Origin of the sequence: Arthrobacter sp. YC-RL1, from assembly GCF_001454985.1 — a bacterium.
In the GTDB taxonomy this organism is placed as follows: domain Bacteria; phylum Actinomycetota; class Actinomycetes; order Actinomycetales; family Micrococcaceae; genus Glutamicibacter; species Glutamicibacter soli.
In genome coordinates this window covers 3,665,435-3,681,021 of sequence record NZ_CP013297.1, presented here as the reverse complement: position 1 = coordinate 3,681,021, position 15,587 = coordinate 3,665,435, and the positions used below count along the sequence as shown (strand labels likewise).

Below are 15,587 nucleotides of genomic sequence, written 5' to 3'. Positions count from 1 at the left end.
CGGAAATTCTTCAATAGCCTTCCGTTAACAATCCCGTGCTGGCGTGTATGAATGTGCTCTCGAAAATACTCCCGGAGTGAATGCGAGGCAAAAATTATTTCGGGCAGCGACGCGCAATTTACATAAATGTCACGACCGCGATATGTGGCTCGAATAATGAAACATTCTGTTTCTTCGCAGAAACAAAATCGAAAGCACCGCGGAATCTCACGTCGATAGTTTGAACCCACTCGCACTCAAACTCTTCGAAAGGGGTCCCGAGATGGAAGCTGCTGACATGGCTTGGCTGCTGGCTGCATTCGCCATGGTCCTGCTGATGTTTCCTGGGCTGGCAATGCTGTACGGCGGCATGCTCAACGGACGCAACGTATTGAACATGATGCTCATGGTGCTCAGTTCACTGGCCGTGACCGGCGTCGTCTACGTCGTGGTCGGCCACGGGCTTGTACTCGGCGACTCGGTCGGCGGACTGGGGCTCATCGGCAACCCGCTGGACTTCTCGTTCTACACCGACTTCATGAGCGATGACGAGGCCGGCGGAACCTTCTGGGCGGCGTTCTACGTCTTGTTCGCCGCGATCTCCGCCGCCCTGGTGGCCTCGGGCGCCGCAGGCCGCATGAAATTCGGATCCTGGCTGGTTTTCGTGGCGTTGTGGGTTCTGGTGGTCTACAGCCCGCTGGCGCACTGGGTCTTCGCCTTCGACAATCCGGAAGCCGGGACCGTGGGCGGTTGGATGCGCAACCAGCTGGGCTTCCATGATTTCGCCGGCGGCACCGCGGTGCACATGAACGCCGGCGCCGCCGGCCTGGCGCTGGCGGTGGTGCTGGGCCGCCGCAAGGCGCAGGCCGGACGTCCGCACAACCTCCCGTTGATGATGATCGGCGTGGGCCTGCTGGCCACCGGCTGGATGGGCTTCAACGGCGGCACGGCCGGGGGCGCGAATTTCCTGGCCCAGTACGTGGTGCTCACCACCTTGCTGTCGCTGTGCGGCGGCATGCTCGGATTCATCGCGATCGAACGGATCCGCGACGGGCACGCCACCATGCTGGGCCTGGGAACCGGCGCGATCGCCGGCATGGTCGGCATCACCCCGGTGGCCGACGTGGTCGGCCCGGTCGGCGCCATCATGGTCGGCTTCTTGGCTGCGGCGGCCGCGGCCTGGGCCATCACCTGGAAACGCCGCCACCGCATCGACGACTCGCTGGATGTCTTCGCGGTGCACGGCATCGCGGGCATCACCGGCTCGCTGTTCGCCACGTTCTTCGCCAACCCGGTGGCTCCCGGCGAGATGGCGGGCATCGTCTTCGGCGGGGCGTTCTCTGAGCTGGGCAGCGAGCTGATCGCCATTGCGGTCACGCTGGGCTACAGCTTCGGCATGACCTTCGCGATCCTGTGGGTCATGAACAAGATCCGCCCGATCCGTGTGGACGAGGCGGACGAGGAAGCCGGACTTGACCGTTCGGTCCATGCCGAAACCGCCTACGACAGCCGTCCGTTCTAAGTCCCGCATCGAAAGGCAGGCAAATGAAACTCGTCACCGCAGTGATCAAGCCGATCCGGCTCGAAAGCGTGTGCGCCGCATTGGAGAAAGCCGGATTCACAGGAATGACCGCCACCGAGGTGCAGGGCCGCGGCGTCCAGGGCGGGCGCACCGAATACTACCGGGGCCAGGAATACTCGGTGAACTTCCGCACCAAGATCCGGCTGGAACTGCTCGTTCCGGACGCGAAGGTGGACAGCGCGCTGGACACCATTCTGGAGGCCGCGCGGACAGGCCCGGATGGCGAAATCGGCGACGGCAAGGTCTGGGTTGCCTCGCTGGAGCAGATCATCCGCGTCCGCACCGGCGAAACCGGCGAAGCGGCCATCTAGAAATCCACCAACCACCAGCTTCCGCACTTCATTCACGAAAGGTCCACCAATGACCGCAATCAACTTCCGCTACCTCAGCGAACAGGACATGATCGCCGCCGGCGTCACCGACATCGCCCGCTGCACCGACGTCATGGAAGAGGCATTGATTCTGCTCCGCAACGGGGACTACATGATGGCCGGCGAAAACGGCAACTCCCACGGGGCGATGGTCACCTTCCCCGAGGTGCCGGTCCACGAGGGCATGCCCTGCGACGGCCCGGACCGCCGCTTCATGGCGATGCCCGCCTACCTCGGCGGCCGCTTCGGCACCACCGGTGTCAAGTGGTACGGCTCCAACACCGCCAACCGCGCCAAGGGCCTGCCCCGCTCCATCCACCTGTTCACCCTGAACGACACCGATACCGGGGCGCCGATGGCGATCATGAGCGCCAACCTGCTCAGCGCCTACCGCACCGGGGCGGTGCCGGGCGTGGGCGTCAAGCACCTGGCCAGGGAAGATGCGAAGATCGCCGCCGTGGTGGGGCCGGGGGTGATCGCCAAGTCCGTCATCGACGCCACGCTGACCCTGCGCCCGGGCATCGACACCGTGCGCATCAAGGGGCGTTCGGCCGCCGGCGTGGAAACCTTTGCCGCGTACATCCGCGAGAACTTCCCGCAGGTGGCCAACGTCATCGCAGCGGAAACCATCGAGGAGGCCATCAAGGACGCGGACATCGTCATGGCTACCACCAGCACGGACATCGAGGGTTCCGGGGCCTTCCCGTACTTCCCGGCCTCCGCCATCAAGCCCGGGGCGCTGTTCCTTCTGCCGGCCGCGGCCAGGTTCGACGACGACTTCGTGATCAACCAGGCCCGCCTGGTGCTCGATGCCCGGGGGCTGTACGACGCCTGGGCCGAGGAATACGACACCCAGGCCTACGAGCTGCTGGGCATCCCCGGTACGCACTTCCACGACCTGATGCGCGAGGGCAAGCTGCCCGAGTCCAAGCTGGAGGAAATCGCGGACGTGGCCACCGGCAAGATCCCCGCGCGCCGCAATGACGAGGAGATCATCCTCTACTCGGTCGGCGGCATGCCGATCGAGGACGTGGCGTGGGCGACGGACCTGTACCGTTCGGCGGAGCAGAAGGACCTCGGCCAGGTGCTGAACCTGTGGCAGGCCCCGGTGCTCGCGTAGCGGCACCCGGCAAGAGACCCGGGCTTCGGAAACGGAGCCCGCATGGATGTAGTTCCCCGGACGGCGGAGTGTGGCCCCCGTCCGGGGAACTGCTATTTAACTGCTATTTAACGTCCGCGCCCGACCGCGTGGCGGGTGGGGCCGGATGCGCCGGGCGGCCGATAGCATGGGGTCCTAGTGATGCACGGGGAGGTGCTTGTTGATGAGGCCAGCGGCCGAAGTTCTGTTTTTTGCGGCATCCGGCGCGGGGATTCTTTTGCTGCCGGGCTATGCAGCGGGCTGGCCGCAGCTGGCCCTCGCGGTGGTGTACTGGCTGGCGACACGCAACGCGGCGCGTTCCCAGCCGCGGTCGGTGGCGAGAGTCTACCGCCGCAACACGCTGATCCTCTTTGCCGCATGCTTGGCGGCCCTACTGGGATTCACCACGGCCGCGGGGCTGCTGCTGCTCGTGCTCGGCCTGGTGGTCGCGGTACGTGCGCGAAACTACGGGCACCCGAATCCCGACCGGAACGATGTCCCGGCGCTGTTGAAGTCCTTCTGACTGGAACGAGCCTCGGGTTGCCGGTGGCAGCTTCGGCGGCGCGGGCGAAAGCCCGGGGGTTCGTCTGGCGCGGGGATCAGCTCAACAAGCCCTGCAGCGCGTCAGCCAGTGCCAGCGCGCCGAGCTCGGCATCCGCATCCTCGACGTATTCCTCGGGGGAGTGGGAGATGCCGCTGGGATTGCGGACGAACAGCATGGCGCTGGGAACGTGCCCGGCGAGCACGCCCGCATCATGGCCCGCTCCGGTGTCCAAGACGGGAGCGTTGCCCAGCGACGCGCCCAGCTTGCGGGACAAGTCGGCGTCGAAGCCGACGGTCGGACTGAGCGACTCCTGCGAGAATTCGAAGCCGCAGTCTTCTTCCGCCGCGATCTGCTGCGCGGCGCGGTGGATGTCCTGGACCACGGCTGCGGTGACCGCGTCGTCCGGGTGCCGGACATCCAGCCAGAAATCCACGCGCGAGGCAATGACATTGGTGCCGCCGGGAACGGGGTGCAGCCTTCCGACGGTGGCGCGGGCGTTGTCCTGGGCGCGGGCAATCTGCTGCACGGCGGCGATGGTCCGGCCGGCGGCGACCATGGGGTCGCGGCGGTCGCGCATGAGCGTGGTGCCGGCGTGGTTGCCCTGCCCGGACATGGACAGCTTCCAGCGCCCGTGGCCCAGGATGGATCCGCCCACGGCCACCGGATGCTGCAGCTGTCCAAGCCCGAGCCCCTGTTCCACATGCAGTTCGACAAAGGCGCCGAGCTGTCCGAGCAGCGCCGGATCCGCTCCGATGCGCCGTACGTCCAGCCCATGGTGCGCGGCGATTTCGGCGAAGGTGTTGCCGTCCGGATCGCGCAGGTTCAGCGCCTTGTCCCGGTCGATGGCGCCGGTCAGCAGCCGTGAACCCAGGCAGGCCACCCCGAAGCGGGATCCCTCCTCCTCGGGAAAGACTGCCAAGACCAGTGGGCGGGTGGGTTTCAGGTTCCTGGACCGCAGGATGTCCACGGCGGCCAGCGCGCTGGCTACCCCCAGCGGCCCGTCGAAGGCCCCGCCGCCGGGGACCGAGTCCAGATGGCTTCCGGTGGCCACGGCGTCCGCGCGGATCCCGGAGGGAAGGTCCCACCAAGCCCACAGCGCGCCGTTTCCGTCCTGCTCCACGCTCAGCTGCCGCGCGGCGGCCTGCTCGGTGAACCAGCCGCGCAGGTCCAGCTCTGCAGTGGAATACACGGGACGGGTGTAGCCGCCGCGCAGCCGGTCCCGCCCGATGCCGGCGATCTGCCCCATCAGCGAGGCGACGGTGGAAGCGGGGATGGTGCTGGCGGTGTCAAGATGATGCATGCGATTTCTCCTGCGGGTTCGCTCTAGGCCAGGGCCTTGGCATGGGAGGACAGGCGGAAGAGCTCCGGAACCGTGCCGGTTCCGGTGGCCAGGTCTGCGGCCAGGTCACCGAGCAGCGGGCCGAACTTCGCCCCGTGTCCCGAGCAGGGGGACATGATGGTGATGCCCTGGGTTTCGTCCATGATGAAGTCCTCGGTGGGCGTGGACGTGAAGATGCAGGTGGTCTCCGCATACGGGGTCGGGTCCAGACCGGGCAGGTAGCGCTTGACGTAGTCGATGACGCGTTCGCGGTTGGCCGGATCGATGCGCCCGTCCTGCGCCGCGGCGCTGTCCATTCGGCGCCCGCCCATGTATTCGGCGACCTTTTGACCGCGGAACCCGGCATCGCGTCCGCCAGGCAGGCCATAGGACTTGAATGCTGGATCCTTGTGGATATACGTGGGCCAGGCCAGGCGGGCCTCGGGATCCTGGTTGCGGTAGGGGAAGTGGTATGCGTTTTCCTGGTAGACGTCCATCGTCGGCACGCTGCCTGCGAAGCCCGCGGACAGCGGCAGGTTGCCCAGCAGCCCGGGCAGCCACCCTCCGGCGGCCACGACGATTCTGGACCCGAGGTAGGAGCGCCCGTCCGCGCTGTTGACCCGGTAGCCGCTGCCGGCTGCTTCAACGGATGCGACGGGCCAGTTGGTTTCGATCCGAGCACCATGCACCTTGGCCTGGGCGACCATGGCCTGCACCGACCGTTCGGCATCGATGACGCCGGCACCCGGATGCCAAAGCACCTCGGTGTCGAAGTCGATGCCCGCGAAGCGGTCGCGCGCTTCGGATGCGCTGAGCAGTTCGTGCTCGACTCCCGCGGATTCCAATACCGACGCCAAATGGCGGGGGTTGCGCAATGCCCCGTAGTCGACCGAGCCGTGCGGGGAGATCAGCTGCTGCCCGCTGGCCAGCTCAAGTTCGTCCCAGGCGGTCCGCGCCCTGCAGACCAGATCCGTGTAGAAGCTGTCAGGGTAGGCGTAGCGGAAGATGCGCGCCGAGCCATGCGAACTGGCATCGGCCGCGGCGGGAACCTTGCGCTCGAGCAGTGCGACTTCGTGGCCGCGCTGGGCGAGCTTCCATGCGGCTGCGGCACCGCTCAAGCCCGCTCCGATGACAATGTATTCGGCGGATGGGGCGTGGGTCTTCTGACTCATTGTGTGCTCCTGGACGGCGGTGTGCGATTGTTCCGCTTCCAGTAACCCACAAAAATTATTATCTAGTCCAATACTATTTTCAATGAAATTATTAGTGTTCGTGCAACAATAGATGCATGGAACTTCGACAGCTTCAGTACTTTCTCGTGGTGGCCGAGCACCTGCACTTCGGGCGCGCCGCCGACTCGCTGCGGATGTCGCAACCGCCCTTGACCGTGGCGATCAAGAAGCTTGAGCAGGAGCTCGGGGTGCGGCTTTTCAGCCGCACCACGCGCAGCGTCGAGCTGACCCCTGCGGGGCGCGCCTATCGCGATCGGATAAGCCCGCTGTTGGCGGATCTTGAGCGGGCCAACCATGAGTTGACCGAGGCCGGGCTTGGGCTGCGGGGCAGGATCGCCGTGGGTTTCGTCAGTTCGGCCAGTTATGCGGCCCTGCCCGGTGCCATTAGGCTATTTCGCGAGCTGCGGCCCAGTGTGGATCTTGCGCTGCGCCCGTTGACCACCGATGAGCAGGTTGACCAGCTGCTGGATGGGAAGCTGGATCTGGGAATCCTGCGTGACCCGGCTCCGGTTCCGGGACTCGTGCTCACCGAGGTGCTTGCCGAGCCGCTGGTAGCGGTGATCCAAGCGGACCACCGCCTCGCGGGGCAGGCGGAGCTGGAGATTGAGCAGCTTTTGGGTGAGGACTTTGTGCTCTTCCCCTACAAGTACATGAATGGTTTCTACACCTTGGTGCATTCGTTGTTCGAAGGCTTTTCCCCGCCACGCATCGTCGAACGCGCCATCCATCAGGAAACCATCTTGGGGCTCGTGGCCTCCGGGCTCGGGGTGTCGATCCTTCCGGCCTCGGTGTCGCGTTTCCAGATGCCGGAGGTGGTGTTCCGGCCGATCGCCGGCAATCCGCGCAGCGCCCTCTATGCGGCGGCGAGCTCGGATAATCCCGCGGCGGACGTGTTTCTGCGATGCCTGAAGGAAGCCGCGGGAACAACCTAGACTGATCGGTCTAACTAGACTAGTCTGTCTATTTAGACCGACCTGTCTACTTGGAGGTTCCCTTGTCCCCGCGTCTTGATGCCAGATCCAAGCTCCTGGATGCCGCGGCCCGGCTCTTCTATGCCCACGGCATTTCCGCCACGGGCATCGATGCAGTCATCGCGGAAGCCGGAGTGGCCAAGATGAGCCTCTATAACAATTTCGAATCCAAGTCGGGGCTGGTGGCGGCCTACCTGCAGGCCCGCCACGAGGAATGGCTGGAACTATATCGCGCCCGCCTCGGTGCGTCCTCGGATCCGGTCGGCGGCGTGCTGGCCATCGTGGACGCCTACCTCGACCATGCCGAGGCCGGTTATGAGCATGGTTTCCGCGGCTGCGGGCTGCTGAACGCGGCCGCGGAGCTGCCGGCGGGAGACCCCGGACGGTCCATCGTGGCCGGGCACAAGGCCCAAGTTGAAGACCTGCTCCGCGAACATCTTGAATCGCTGACCGATTCCAGGCAGGCCGCCGCGCTCGCCGAACAGATCTCTTTCCTGCTTGAGGGCGCCATCTCGCGGGCCGGCCTGGAAGGCCACAGCGAACTGCTGCACCGAGCCAAGTCGCTGATCACCAGCATGGTGCGTGCCCTGTGAAAAATCCGGCCGGCGGTGCGCAGGGCACAGCGGTGCTGATGCTGCTGGCGGCTTCGGTGCTCTGGGGAACCACCGGCACCGCCGCGGCGCAGGCCCACGGCGTCTCGCCCCTGGCCATCGGGGCTGCGTCGCTCGGCATCGGCGGGCTGCTCCAAGCGGTGCTCGGCGCACGTTCCCTGAAGGCAGCCCGAGTCCCGTTGGTGATCAACCGACGCCTGGTCATGCTCGGGGCCGTGGGCATCCTGGTTTATCCGCTGGCCTTCTATTCGTCCATGCATCTGGGCGGCGTCGCCCTGGGAACCGTGATTTCGCTGGGGACCGCACCGCTGTTCTCCGGACTTCTTGAGCGGCTCATCGACGGAATCAAGCTCACCACCCGCTGGTACCTGGCCGCGGCGCTGGGCATCTCCGGCAGTACGCTGCTGGGATTCGCCAGAGCCGAGGGGGACAACGCCAATGCCGAAACGGTCTTTGCCAGCTGCCTGCTGGGACTTGCCGCCGGTGCCAGCTACGCAGTCTATTCCTGGGCCGCCGGACGGCTGATGGCCAACGGGATTCCACGGAAGGCAGCGGTGGGAGCGGTTTTCGGCCTGGGAGGTTTGCTGCTGATGCCGGTGTTGCTGGCCACCGGGGCGCCGCTGGTACAGGATCCGCTGAATTTCGCGGTCGCCGCCTATCTGGCTTTGGTCCCGATGTTCCTGGGATACGTCCTGTTCGGGATCGCCCTGTCCCGGATCCCGGCAAGTACCGCAACCACCGTCACGCTGAGCGAACCTGCCGTTGCCGCGGCGCTCGCCGTGTTCCTGCTGGGCGAGCGCGTGGGCCTGATGGGGTGGGTTGGCATGGTGCTGATCGCTGCGGCGCTGGTTGTCCTGCTTCCGCGGCCCCGGTCCCGGGTGCCGCTGCGAGCCGGCGTGCTGCTGGACGTCGACTAGCTCCGCGCGTAGGGCTGCTGCAGTTCGGTGACCCAGTCGGACTGGTCCTCCGGTTCCGAGCGTACGTACAGTTCCCGGCACGGGCCGCTGGGGGCCGAACCCCGGTCGAGGATTTCCTGGTGCACCGCCTGCCAGCTTTCGTGGATGCGGTCCATGGACCCCAGATGCACCCCGCATAGCGCCGCCGGCTGCGCGCCAAGCTCAACGATGTCGCATCCGGCCACCGCCGGCCCTGCATATTCGAAACCCGCCGTGACTTCCAGCCCGTCTTCGACCGGACGGTACTGGGCAATGGCCATGGAGTCGGGAATTTCGGGAAGCGCGGCCTCGACTTGGGCGAACATGCCGCCGATGACGGTCGCGATTTCGGGCTGGGACTGCACGGTACGTGTCAGCGCGGCGAGTCGCAGCGCCGGCAACGGCTTGTCGATCAGTTCGATCCTGGACATGTGGTGCTCCTGTTAGATGAGATCCAACCGGCGTTGGACATCCGCCAGCCGGGTGGTTGCCAGTTCGTACTCGGCGGCGACATCAGAGCTGCGGGCTTGAAGCAGGTCCTTGAGCCGTTCGAGATCTACTGCGCCTTCGAGCATCAACGAGATTTCGTCCAGGCCGAACCCCAGCTGCCGCAGCGCGACGATCCGGTGCAGCCGATGCAGCTGCGAGGGATCGTAGGATCGATAGCCGCTGGCCCGGTCCACGTGGGCGGGGACCAAGAGGCCAGCGGTGTCCCAATGCCTCAGCATGCGGTGGGTCACCTGGCCGATCTGCGCGAACTGCCCAATGGTCAACATGTCTTCAGTTATCCCACCTGACACAGTGTCAGGGTCAAGAACGAGGATGATTTTTGCTGTCATTTGACGGAGATGCTGAGCATCATCGCCTTCAGGGTGCGGTACTCCTGCGATTTCATGATTTTCTTGGCCGCATCGATTGTCACGTGCTCGTCGTCGATGCCCAGTGCCTCTGGCAGATCGCCGTCGGACTCGAAGATCGCATAGAAGTCGGCGACGGGCATGAAGTAGGACAACGCAGGGTCCGTGCCGCGGTCCTCGGCCCTTTCCTTGGTGCTCAGGAACATGACGAACTTTTCGTCATTCGAGTCGTCCCCGGATTCGGTCTGGACGAAGTGCTCCGCCACGAACACTGCGGGGGTGTGCAGCTTCGCCGGAACCTTTTCGGTTTCCAAGGTGGTGCGCTTGTAGGTGGCAAGATCGCCGTCGGTGTCTTTGGCTGAATTCGCCTCGAACGTGGCGATGGAGTGGCCTTTTTCGGTGATGATGTCCCAATCCTGATAGGGATTATCCGGATCGGGAGACGGGTCGTCCAAGTCATCCACGCGGATGGTCCAGTTGCTTGGATACTTGAACGAAATACCGTGGACGGCAAAGGTCTTCCAGTCGCGGGTGTCGACCTCGGCGGCTGACTCGGTTTCGGTGGTGCTTGGCGATTGCCGCGTTGGCGTAGCGCTCGGGCTAATTGTCATGGTCGGGCTTGATGATGCGGCCGTAGGAGTGCTGGAAGCCGTGGCCGAATCGCCCGCCGGTGCGTCCGGGGAGCCCGGCGTGCACGAGGCGAGCAGTGCCGCGATTGGAATGAAAGCCAGAAGGCGAGGCTGCGTTTTCATCGGTTGTCCTTGCGTTGTGTACGGTCCTGTCGGTGCGGTGCAAACGGTGCGTGCCACGTGGTGCAAATGACTATCCGGCGCCGTCCATCCATACTGCCGTAACTGCAGGATTAATCAAGGCTATGGAGTGAATTGAAGCCCAATGCATACCGTTTTTCCGGGCTTCTCGACGCGTGCAGAACCAGCCCACCACGCGCCGGGAGGCTTCCCGGCTCGCACTTCCGCTAGCGGTTCGGTAAACTTTGGTCGTAAGAGCCCCTAACTCTTGCGATGCCCGGCTCGGGCAAGTGAGCAGGACAGGGGCATATTTTTTGCCCGGTACCGTGCCGGGCCGGCGCGAAGCACGCCGCAACCGCTGCTTTTTATGCAAGGGGGAGGATCCCATGCCAGCAATCGTGATCGTCGGAGCCCAGTGGGGCGATGAAGGTAAAGGAAAGGCCACCGACCTGCTCGGCGGCAAGGTCGACTACGTAGTGAAGCCCAACGGCGGCAACAACGCCGGGCACACCGTGGTCGTTAACGGCGAAAAGTACGAGCTCAAGCTCCTGCCAGCCGGCATTCTTTCCCCTGACACCAACCCGATTATCGGCAACGGCTGCGTGGTGAACCTGGAAGCCCTCTTCGCGGAAATCGACGGCCTGGAATCCCGCGGCGCAGACACCTCGCGCCTGCGCGTCTCGGCCAACGCCCACCTGGTGGCCCCGTACCACCAGACCATGGACAAGGTGACCGAACGCTTCCTGGGCAAGCGCGCCATCGGCACCACCGGTCGCGGCATCGGCCCCGCCTACATGGACAAGGTCGGACGCCTGGGCATCCGCGTGCAGGATGTCTTCGACGAATCCATCCTGCGCCAGAAGGTCGAAGGCGCGCTGCGCCAGAAGAACGAACTGCTGGTCAAGATCTACAACCGCCGCAGCGTCATCGCCGAGGACATCGTGCAGTACTTCCTGTCCTACGCCGACCGCCTGCGTCCGCTGGTCATCGATTCCACCTACGTGCTGAACAAGGCGCTGGACGAGGGCAAGGTCGTGCTCATGGAAGGCGGCCAGGCCACCTTCCTGGACGTCGACCACGGCACCTACCCGTTCGTGACCTCGTCGAATCCGACCGCCGGCGGCGCATCCGTGGGCTCGGGCATCGGCCCGACCCGCATCACCCGCTCCATCGGCATCATCAAGGCCTACACCACCCGCGTGGGCGCAGGTCCCTTCCCGACCGAGCTGTTCGACGAAATGGGCGAGTACCTGCAGAAGACCGGCGGCGAATTCGGCGTGAACACCGGCCGCCCGCGCCGCTGCGGCTGGTATGACGCGGTGCTGGCCCGCCACGCCTCGCGCGTGAACGGCTTCACCGACTACTTCGTCACCAAGCTGGACGTGCTGACCAACATCGAGCAGATCCCCGTCTGCGTGGCCTACGACGTGGACGGCGTGCGCCACGATGAAATGCCGATGACCCAGACCGACTTCCACCACGCGAAGCCGATCTTCGAGTACTTCCCGGGCTGGACCGAGGACATCTCCGGAGCCAAGACCCTTGAGGATCTGCCGGAGAACGCCCGTAACTACATCCTGGCCCTGGAGAAGATCAGCGGCACCCGCATCTCCGCCATCGGCGTGGGTCCGGACCGCGACCAGACCATCGTGCGCCACGACCTGCTGAGCGACAAGCTCTAAACAGGAGAAAAGCATCGAGCCACCTGCCCCTCCCGGGGCCGGTGGCTCGATGCTTTTGTGGTTGCTGCGCAGGCTAGTTGCGGGTTTCCGCCATGACGCCTTCTTCCTGCGATTTGCCCGAGACGCGCAGGTTCCAGTGCGCGAGCACCCCGGAATCGGTGGGCTTGGAGGCCAGCGACACCACGATGAAGGTCAGCGCGGAGGCGATCAGGCCGAAGTAGATCGGCTCGTTGGCGTAGACACCGTCGAACTTGTTCTCGGCCTGGATCTCCAGCACGATCATGGTGCCCAGGGTGACCAGCGTGCCGGCCGCCATCGAAGCGGTGGCCCCGAGGCCGTTGCCGCGCTTCCACAGCAGGCCGCCGATGATCGCGACCAGCAGTCCGCCGACCAGGATGTCGTAGGCGATGGTCAGCGCCGCAACCACGTCGTCCACCAGGATCGCCAGCGATACCGTCACCACGCCGAGCGCCAGCACCCAGATGCGGTTCGCGCGCACGTCGTGCTCCGGGTTTTCGTTCGAGTTCACTTCGATGGTGCGGCCGAACCAGCCGGCGACAAACGGGGTGACGTCGGTGCGGGCCACGGTCGCGGCGGCGATCAGCGCACCGGAAGCGGTGGACATCATGGCCGCCACGGCGGCCGCCATGACCAGGCCGCCCACGGCCACCGGCAGCAGCTGCGTGGCAACTTCCGCGTAGACGACATCCTTGTTGGTATCGGCCCCGGTGATGTCCGGCAGCGCCACTCGGGCGGCCATGCCGATCAGGGCGCCGGCTATGCCGTAGATGATGCAGTAGAAGCCGGCGGTGGTGCCGCCCCAGCGGGCGACCTTCGGGGTCTTGGCAGTGAACACGCGCTGCCAGATGTCCTGGCCGATCAGCAGGCCCAGGGTGTAGACCACGAAGTAGGTGATGATGGACTGCAGCCCGATGCCGGTGATGTCGAAGAACTCGGCGCCGATGCGCTCGCGGATGCCGTCCATGCCTCCGGCCGCGTTCAGCGAGAACGGCAGCATCAGCGCGAAGATGCCGATGGTCTTGATGACGAACTGGACCTGGTCGGCCAGGGTGATGGACCACATGCCGCCGATGGTCGAGTAGACCACCACGATGGCGCCGCCCACGGCGATGGCCACCCACTTCTCCCAGTCGAAGAGCACCACGAAGATCGTGGCGTAGGCGCTGGTCGAGGTCGCGCACAGCATCAGCGTGTACGCCAGCATCACGATGCCGGAGGTGTTCGTGGCCGATTTGCTGCCGTAGCGCAGGCTCAGCATCTGGGAGACAGTGAAGACCTTCAGCTTCTGCAGCGTCGGGGCGAAGGCCAGGGACAGCAGGATGACGCCGGCGCCGATCGCCGCGACAAGCCACATGCCGGAGATGCCCCACTTGTAGCCCAGGCCCACGCCGCCCACGGTGGACGCGCCGCCCAGGACCACTGCGGCCATGGTGCCGGTGTAGAGCACCGGACCAAGTCGGCGCCCGGCTACCAGGTAGTCGCTGCTGTTTTTGGTCCGGGACTTGCCCCACCAGCCGAAGGCCAGCATGGCCGCGAGGTAGACCGCGACTATCGTTCCGTTAATGAATTCCATGGGAGAACCTAACTGGAGAGTTTGACTAGCCGGTGATTCCTGCCAGTAAACATTAGTTTTCTAATAGAATATTATTTCAACGTGATCTGGTCAACATTCCGGGTTGCGCGACGCCGTTTGGCGGGAGTGGATTTCAGTGATGAAGGACACTGTCCCACTGTTCGGAATTCTGTAGACAATATGAGCAAGGATATGCATGAAGTCGCGCATGATGTCATACTCGCGTAGCAATAGGTATTCATGCTGTGCAATTACTCTGGTTTTAGTAGTGTTTTTTGACGACGCAACGTTGCATCGCACGATCACAATGATCTTTTAACTCGTTGTTGCGTCTGACGACCTAGAAAAAGAAAGACGCCCCTAGAACATGAGTGAAAACGGTCAAGCGCAGATGCGGAAATCTGCCGGACATGTAATTGTCGATACGCTCGCCGCGCACGGTGTTGAGCGCACCTATGTCGTTCCGGGGGAGAGCTACCTCGACGTCCTTGACGGACTGCATAATTCGCCGATCGAGACAATCGTCTGCCGCCACGAAGGCGGGGCGACCTACATGGCCGAAGCCGACGGAAAGCTGCACCAGCGCCCGGGCGTCGCCATGGTGACCCGCGGCCCCGGCGCGGCCAACGCCCACGTCGGGCTGCATACCGCATGGCAGGACTCCACCCCGCTGGTGCTGTTCGTCGGCCTGATTCCCTTCGAGCACCGGGAAAAGGAAGCGTTCCAGGAATTCGATCCGAAGGCCTGGTTCGGCACCGGCGCCAAGCGCGTGATGATCCTCGACCATGCGGAGCGCGCCAGCGAAATCGTCGCCGAGGCAATGTTCGCGGCGATGTCCGGCCGCCCCGGCCCGGTGGTCGTGGGTCTGCCCGAGGACATCATCCGCCATGAAATCTCCGCCGAGCTGCACCCGGAGATTCCGGTGGCCACCGGCGGCATGACCGTGACCGACTGGAAGGCGCTGAACTCGGCCCTGCAGGAAGCCGAGAAGCCGCTGTTCGTCTTCGGCGGCAACGACTGGTCGCACGAGGGCGCCGCGGACTTCACCCGCTGGCTCGAAGAGCACGACCTGCCGGCGGCCGCGGAGTGGCGCTGCGAGGGCACTGTCCCGTTCACCTCGCCGTCCTACGTCGGCCCGATCGGCTACGGACGTCCGAAGCCGACCTACGACCTGCTCGAAGAAACCGACCTGCTCGTCTTCGTCGGCACCGTTCCGGGCGACGTGATCACCGACGGGTTCAACGTCCGCCAGAACTGGGAAAAGAAGAACTTCATCGTGACCATCGACCCCGCCCTGCGTGGTCGTTCAGGTCCGGTTTCCCATCAGATCGTGGCCAAGCCGGACGTGTTCGTCCGCGACCTGCTGCTGATGGACCTGCCGGTCAAGGATTCCTGGAAGGAATGGACCTCGCGGATGCGCGGCGAGCAGGAGAAATTCGCGCAGCTTCCGCCGGCAGCTCCATCCGAGGGCCAGGCCAAGATGGCCACCATGATGGCCAATCTGGTGCAGTCGCTGCCCGAGGACGCCATGGTGACCTTCGGCGCCGGCGAGCACACCAACTGGGCTCACCGCTACTTCCCGACCAACGGATACGCCTCGATGATCTCGGCGCGCAACGGCTCCATGGGCTACTCCGTGCCGTCCGCCGTGGCGGCGTCGCTGAGCTACCCGGGCCGCCGCGTCGTCACCATCGCCGGCGATGGCGAGTTCCTCATGAACGGCCAGGAACTGGCTACCGCCGCGCAGTACGGCGCCACCCCGCTGGTGATCATCATGGACAACCAGCAGTACGGAACCATCCGCACCCACCAGGAGCGCCAGTATCCGGAGCGCGTCTCCGGCACCCAGCTGGCCAACCCCGACTTCGCGCTGATGGCCCAGGCCTTCGGTGGATTCGGCGTGCGCGTGGAGCAGGACGCCGAGGTTCCGGCGGCGCTGGAAGCGGCGCTGAAGGCCATCGACGAGGACAAGAAGTTTGCGCTGATCCACCTGATCGTGGAGCAGGGCGTCAAGGCCTACTAGG

The 15,587-nt window shown here is 64.8% G+C and carries 15 protein-coding genes; 9 read left to right on the top strand and 6 right to left on the bottom strand.

Translation table 11 applies throughout. The features are described 5' to 3' along the window. Positions 1–262: 262 nt before the first annotated feature. From ATC04_RS16920 to ATC04_RS16905, 4 genes are all read left to right on the top strand, one after another. The gene (locus ATC04_RS16920) at positions 263–1,501 is read left to right on the top strand and encodes an ammonium transporter (protein WP_047118148.1); all 1,239 of its coding nucleotides are present in this window, start codon (positions 263–265) and stop codon (positions 1,499–1,501) included. 23 nt (positions 1,502–1,524) lie between these two features. Next, positions 1,525–1,872 carry a P-II family nitrogen regulator gene (locus ATC04_RS16915; RefSeq protein ID WP_047118147.1) on the top strand — a complete coding sequence of 116 codons (348 nt, stop codon included), beginning with the start codon at positions 1,525–1,527 and terminating at the stop codon, positions 1,870–1,872. A 49-nt stretch (positions 1,873–1,921) separates the two neighbouring features. Continuing rightward, positions 1,922–3,052 (top strand): tyramine oxidase subunit B, encoded by a 1,131-nt coding sequence (locus tag ATC04_RS16910; protein ID WP_047118146.1) that lies wholly within the window; start codon positions 1,922–1,924, stop codon positions 3,050–3,052. Positions 3,053–3,254: 202 nt separating this feature from the next. Then, positions 3,255–3,593: a hypothetical protein gene (locus ATC04_RS16905; RefSeq protein ID WP_152666767.1), complete on the top strand. Its 339-nt coding sequence runs from the start codon at positions 3,255–3,257 to the stop codon at positions 3,591–3,593. Positions 3,594–3,669: 76 nt separating this feature from the next. Here the strand turns inward: ATC04_RS16905 and ATC04_RS16900 are convergent, their stop codons facing one another. Together ATC04_RS16900 and ATC04_RS16895 are read right to left on the bottom strand one after the other, a co-directional pair. Beyond that, complete coding sequence (locus ATC04_RS16900; RefSeq protein WP_047118144.1) at positions 3,670–4,914, bottom strand: allantoate amidohydrolase; 1,245 nt, start codon at positions 4,912–4,914, stop codon at positions 3,670–3,672. A gap of 23 nt (positions 4,915–4,937) precedes the next feature. After that, positions 4,938–6,104 carry an FAD-dependent oxidoreductase gene (locus ATC04_RS16895; RefSeq protein ID WP_047118143.1) on the bottom strand — a complete coding sequence of 389 codons (1,167 nt, stop codon included), beginning with the start codon at positions 6,102–6,104 and terminating at the stop codon, positions 4,938–4,940. A 116-nt stretch (positions 6,105–6,220) separates the two neighbouring features. Between ATC04_RS16895 and ATC04_RS16890 the strand changes: the two genes are divergently transcribed. The 3 genes from ATC04_RS16890 (at position 6,221) to ATC04_RS16880 (ending at position 8,663) form a co-directional block, all read left to right on the top strand. Continuing rightward, positions 6,221–7,096, top strand: a complete 876-nt coding sequence (locus ATC04_RS16890; protein WP_047118142.1) for a LysR family transcriptional regulator — start codon at positions 6,221–6,223, stop codon at positions 7,094–7,096. 62 nt (positions 7,097–7,158) lie between these two features. Continuing rightward, positions 7,159–7,728: a TetR/AcrR family transcriptional regulator gene (locus tag ATC04_RS16885; RefSeq protein ID WP_231736029.1), complete on the top strand. Its 570-nt coding sequence runs from the start codon at positions 7,159–7,161 to the stop codon at positions 7,726–7,728. Continuing rightward, the gene (locus ATC04_RS16880; protein WP_231736027.1) at positions 7,725–8,663 is read left to right on the top strand and encodes an EamA family transporter; all 939 of its coding nucleotides are present in this window, start codon (positions 7,725–7,727) and stop codon (positions 8,661–8,663) included. Before ATC04_RS16885 ends, ATC04_RS16880 begins: the two co-directional genes overlap by 4 nt. On the opposite strand, the gene ATC04_RS19965 is transcribed toward ATC04_RS16880, so the two are convergent. From ATC04_RS19965 to ATC04_RS16870, 3 genes are read right to left on the bottom strand one after another with little or no spacing between them, the layout of a single operon-like run. Further along, positions 8,660–9,112 carry a GyrI-like domain-containing protein gene (locus ATC04_RS19965; protein ID WP_231736025.1) on the bottom strand — a complete coding sequence of 151 codons (453 nt, stop codon included), beginning with the start codon at positions 9,110–9,112 and terminating at the stop codon, positions 8,660–8,662. The genes ATC04_RS16880 and ATC04_RS19965 overlap by 4 nt on opposite strands. 12 nt (positions 9,113–9,124) lie before the next feature. Further along, on the bottom strand, positions 9,125–9,457 hold the full coding sequence (locus ATC04_RS19960) for a MerR family transcriptional regulator (RefSeq protein ID WP_231736023.1): 333 nt from the start codon (positions 9,455–9,457) through the stop codon (positions 9,125–9,127). Positions 9,458–9,516: 59 nt separating this feature from the next. Further along, entirely contained in the window at positions 9,517–10,290 is a 774-nt protein-coding gene (locus ATC04_RS16870; RefSeq protein WP_157359299.1) for a hypothetical protein, read from the bottom strand. A gap of 383 nt (positions 10,291–10,673) precedes the next feature. Here ATC04_RS16870 and ATC04_RS16865 point away from each other — a divergent pair, with 383 nt between their 5' ends. Continuing rightward, positions 10,674–11,969 (top strand): adenylosuccinate synthase, encoded by a 1,296-nt coding sequence (locus ATC04_RS16865; RefSeq protein ID WP_047118139.1) that lies wholly within the window; start codon positions 10,674–10,676, stop codon positions 11,967–11,969. Between the two features lie 73 nt (positions 11,970–12,042). On the opposite strand, the gene ATC04_RS16860 is transcribed toward ATC04_RS16865, so the two are convergent. Further along, on the bottom strand, positions 12,043–13,563 hold the full coding sequence (locus ATC04_RS16860; RefSeq protein WP_047118138.1) for a sodium:solute symporter: 1,521 nt from the start codon (positions 13,561–13,563) through the stop codon (positions 12,043–12,045). Positions 13,564–13,930: 367 nt separating this feature from the next. Between ATC04_RS16860 and ATC04_RS16855 the strand changes: the two genes are divergently transcribed. Further along, on the top strand, positions 13,931–15,586 hold the full coding sequence (locus ATC04_RS16855) for a thiamine pyrophosphate-dependent enzyme (RefSeq protein ID WP_047118137.1): 1,656 nt from the start codon (positions 13,931–13,933) through the stop codon (positions 15,584–15,586). Position 15,587: the final 1 nt, after the last annotated feature.

Bases quoted from the DNA above. Each gene is read 5' to 3' on its own strand.
- ATC04_RS16920 (WP_047118148.1), top strand. From the start codon at position 263: ATGGAAGCTGCTGACATGGCTTGGCTGCTGGCTGCATTCGCCATGGTC.
- ATC04_RS16915 (WP_047118147.1), top strand. From the start codon at position 1,525: ATGAAACTCGTCACCGCAGTGATCAAGCCGATCCGGCTCGAAAGCGTG.
- ATC04_RS16910 (WP_047118146.1), top strand. From the start codon at position 1,922: ATGACCGCAATCAACTTCCGCTACCTCAGCGAACAGGACATGATCGCC.
- ATC04_RS16905 (WP_152666767.1), top strand. From the start codon at position 3,255: ATGAGGCCAGCGGCCGAAGTTCTGTTTTTTGCGGCATCCGGCGCGGGG.
- ATC04_RS16900 (WP_047118144.1), bottom strand. From the start codon at position 4,914: ATGCATCATCTTGACACCGCCAGCACCATCCCCGCTTCCACCGTCGCC.
- ATC04_RS16895 (WP_047118143.1), bottom strand. From the start codon at position 6,104: ATGAGTCAGAAGACCCACGCCCCATCCGCCGAATACATTGTCATCGGA.
- ATC04_RS16890 (WP_047118142.1), top strand. From the start codon at position 6,221: ATGGAACTTCGACAGCTTCAGTACTTTCTCGTGGTGGCCGAGCACCTG.
- ATC04_RS19965 (WP_231736025.1), bottom strand. From the start codon at position 9,112: ATGTCCAGGATCGAACTGATCGACAAGCCGTTGCCGGCGCTGCGACTC.
- ATC04_RS19960 (WP_231736023.1), bottom strand. From the start codon at position 9,457: ATGTTGACCATTGGGCAGTTCGCGCAGATCGGCCAGGTGACCCACCGC.
- ATC04_RS16870 (WP_157359299.1), bottom strand. From the start codon at position 10,290: ATGAAAACGCAGCCTCGCCTTCTGGCTTTCATTCCAATCGCGGCACTG.
- ATC04_RS16865 (WP_047118139.1), top strand. From the start codon at position 10,674: ATGCCAGCAATCGTGATCGTCGGAGCCCAGTGGGGCGATGAAGGTAAA.
- ATC04_RS16860 (WP_047118138.1), bottom strand. From the start codon at position 13,563: ATGGAATTCATTAACGGAACGATAGTCGCGGTCTACCTCGCGGCCATG.
- ATC04_RS16855 (WP_047118137.1), top strand. From the start codon at position 13,931: ATGAGTGAAAACGGTCAAGCGCAGATGCGGAAATCTGCCGGACATGTA.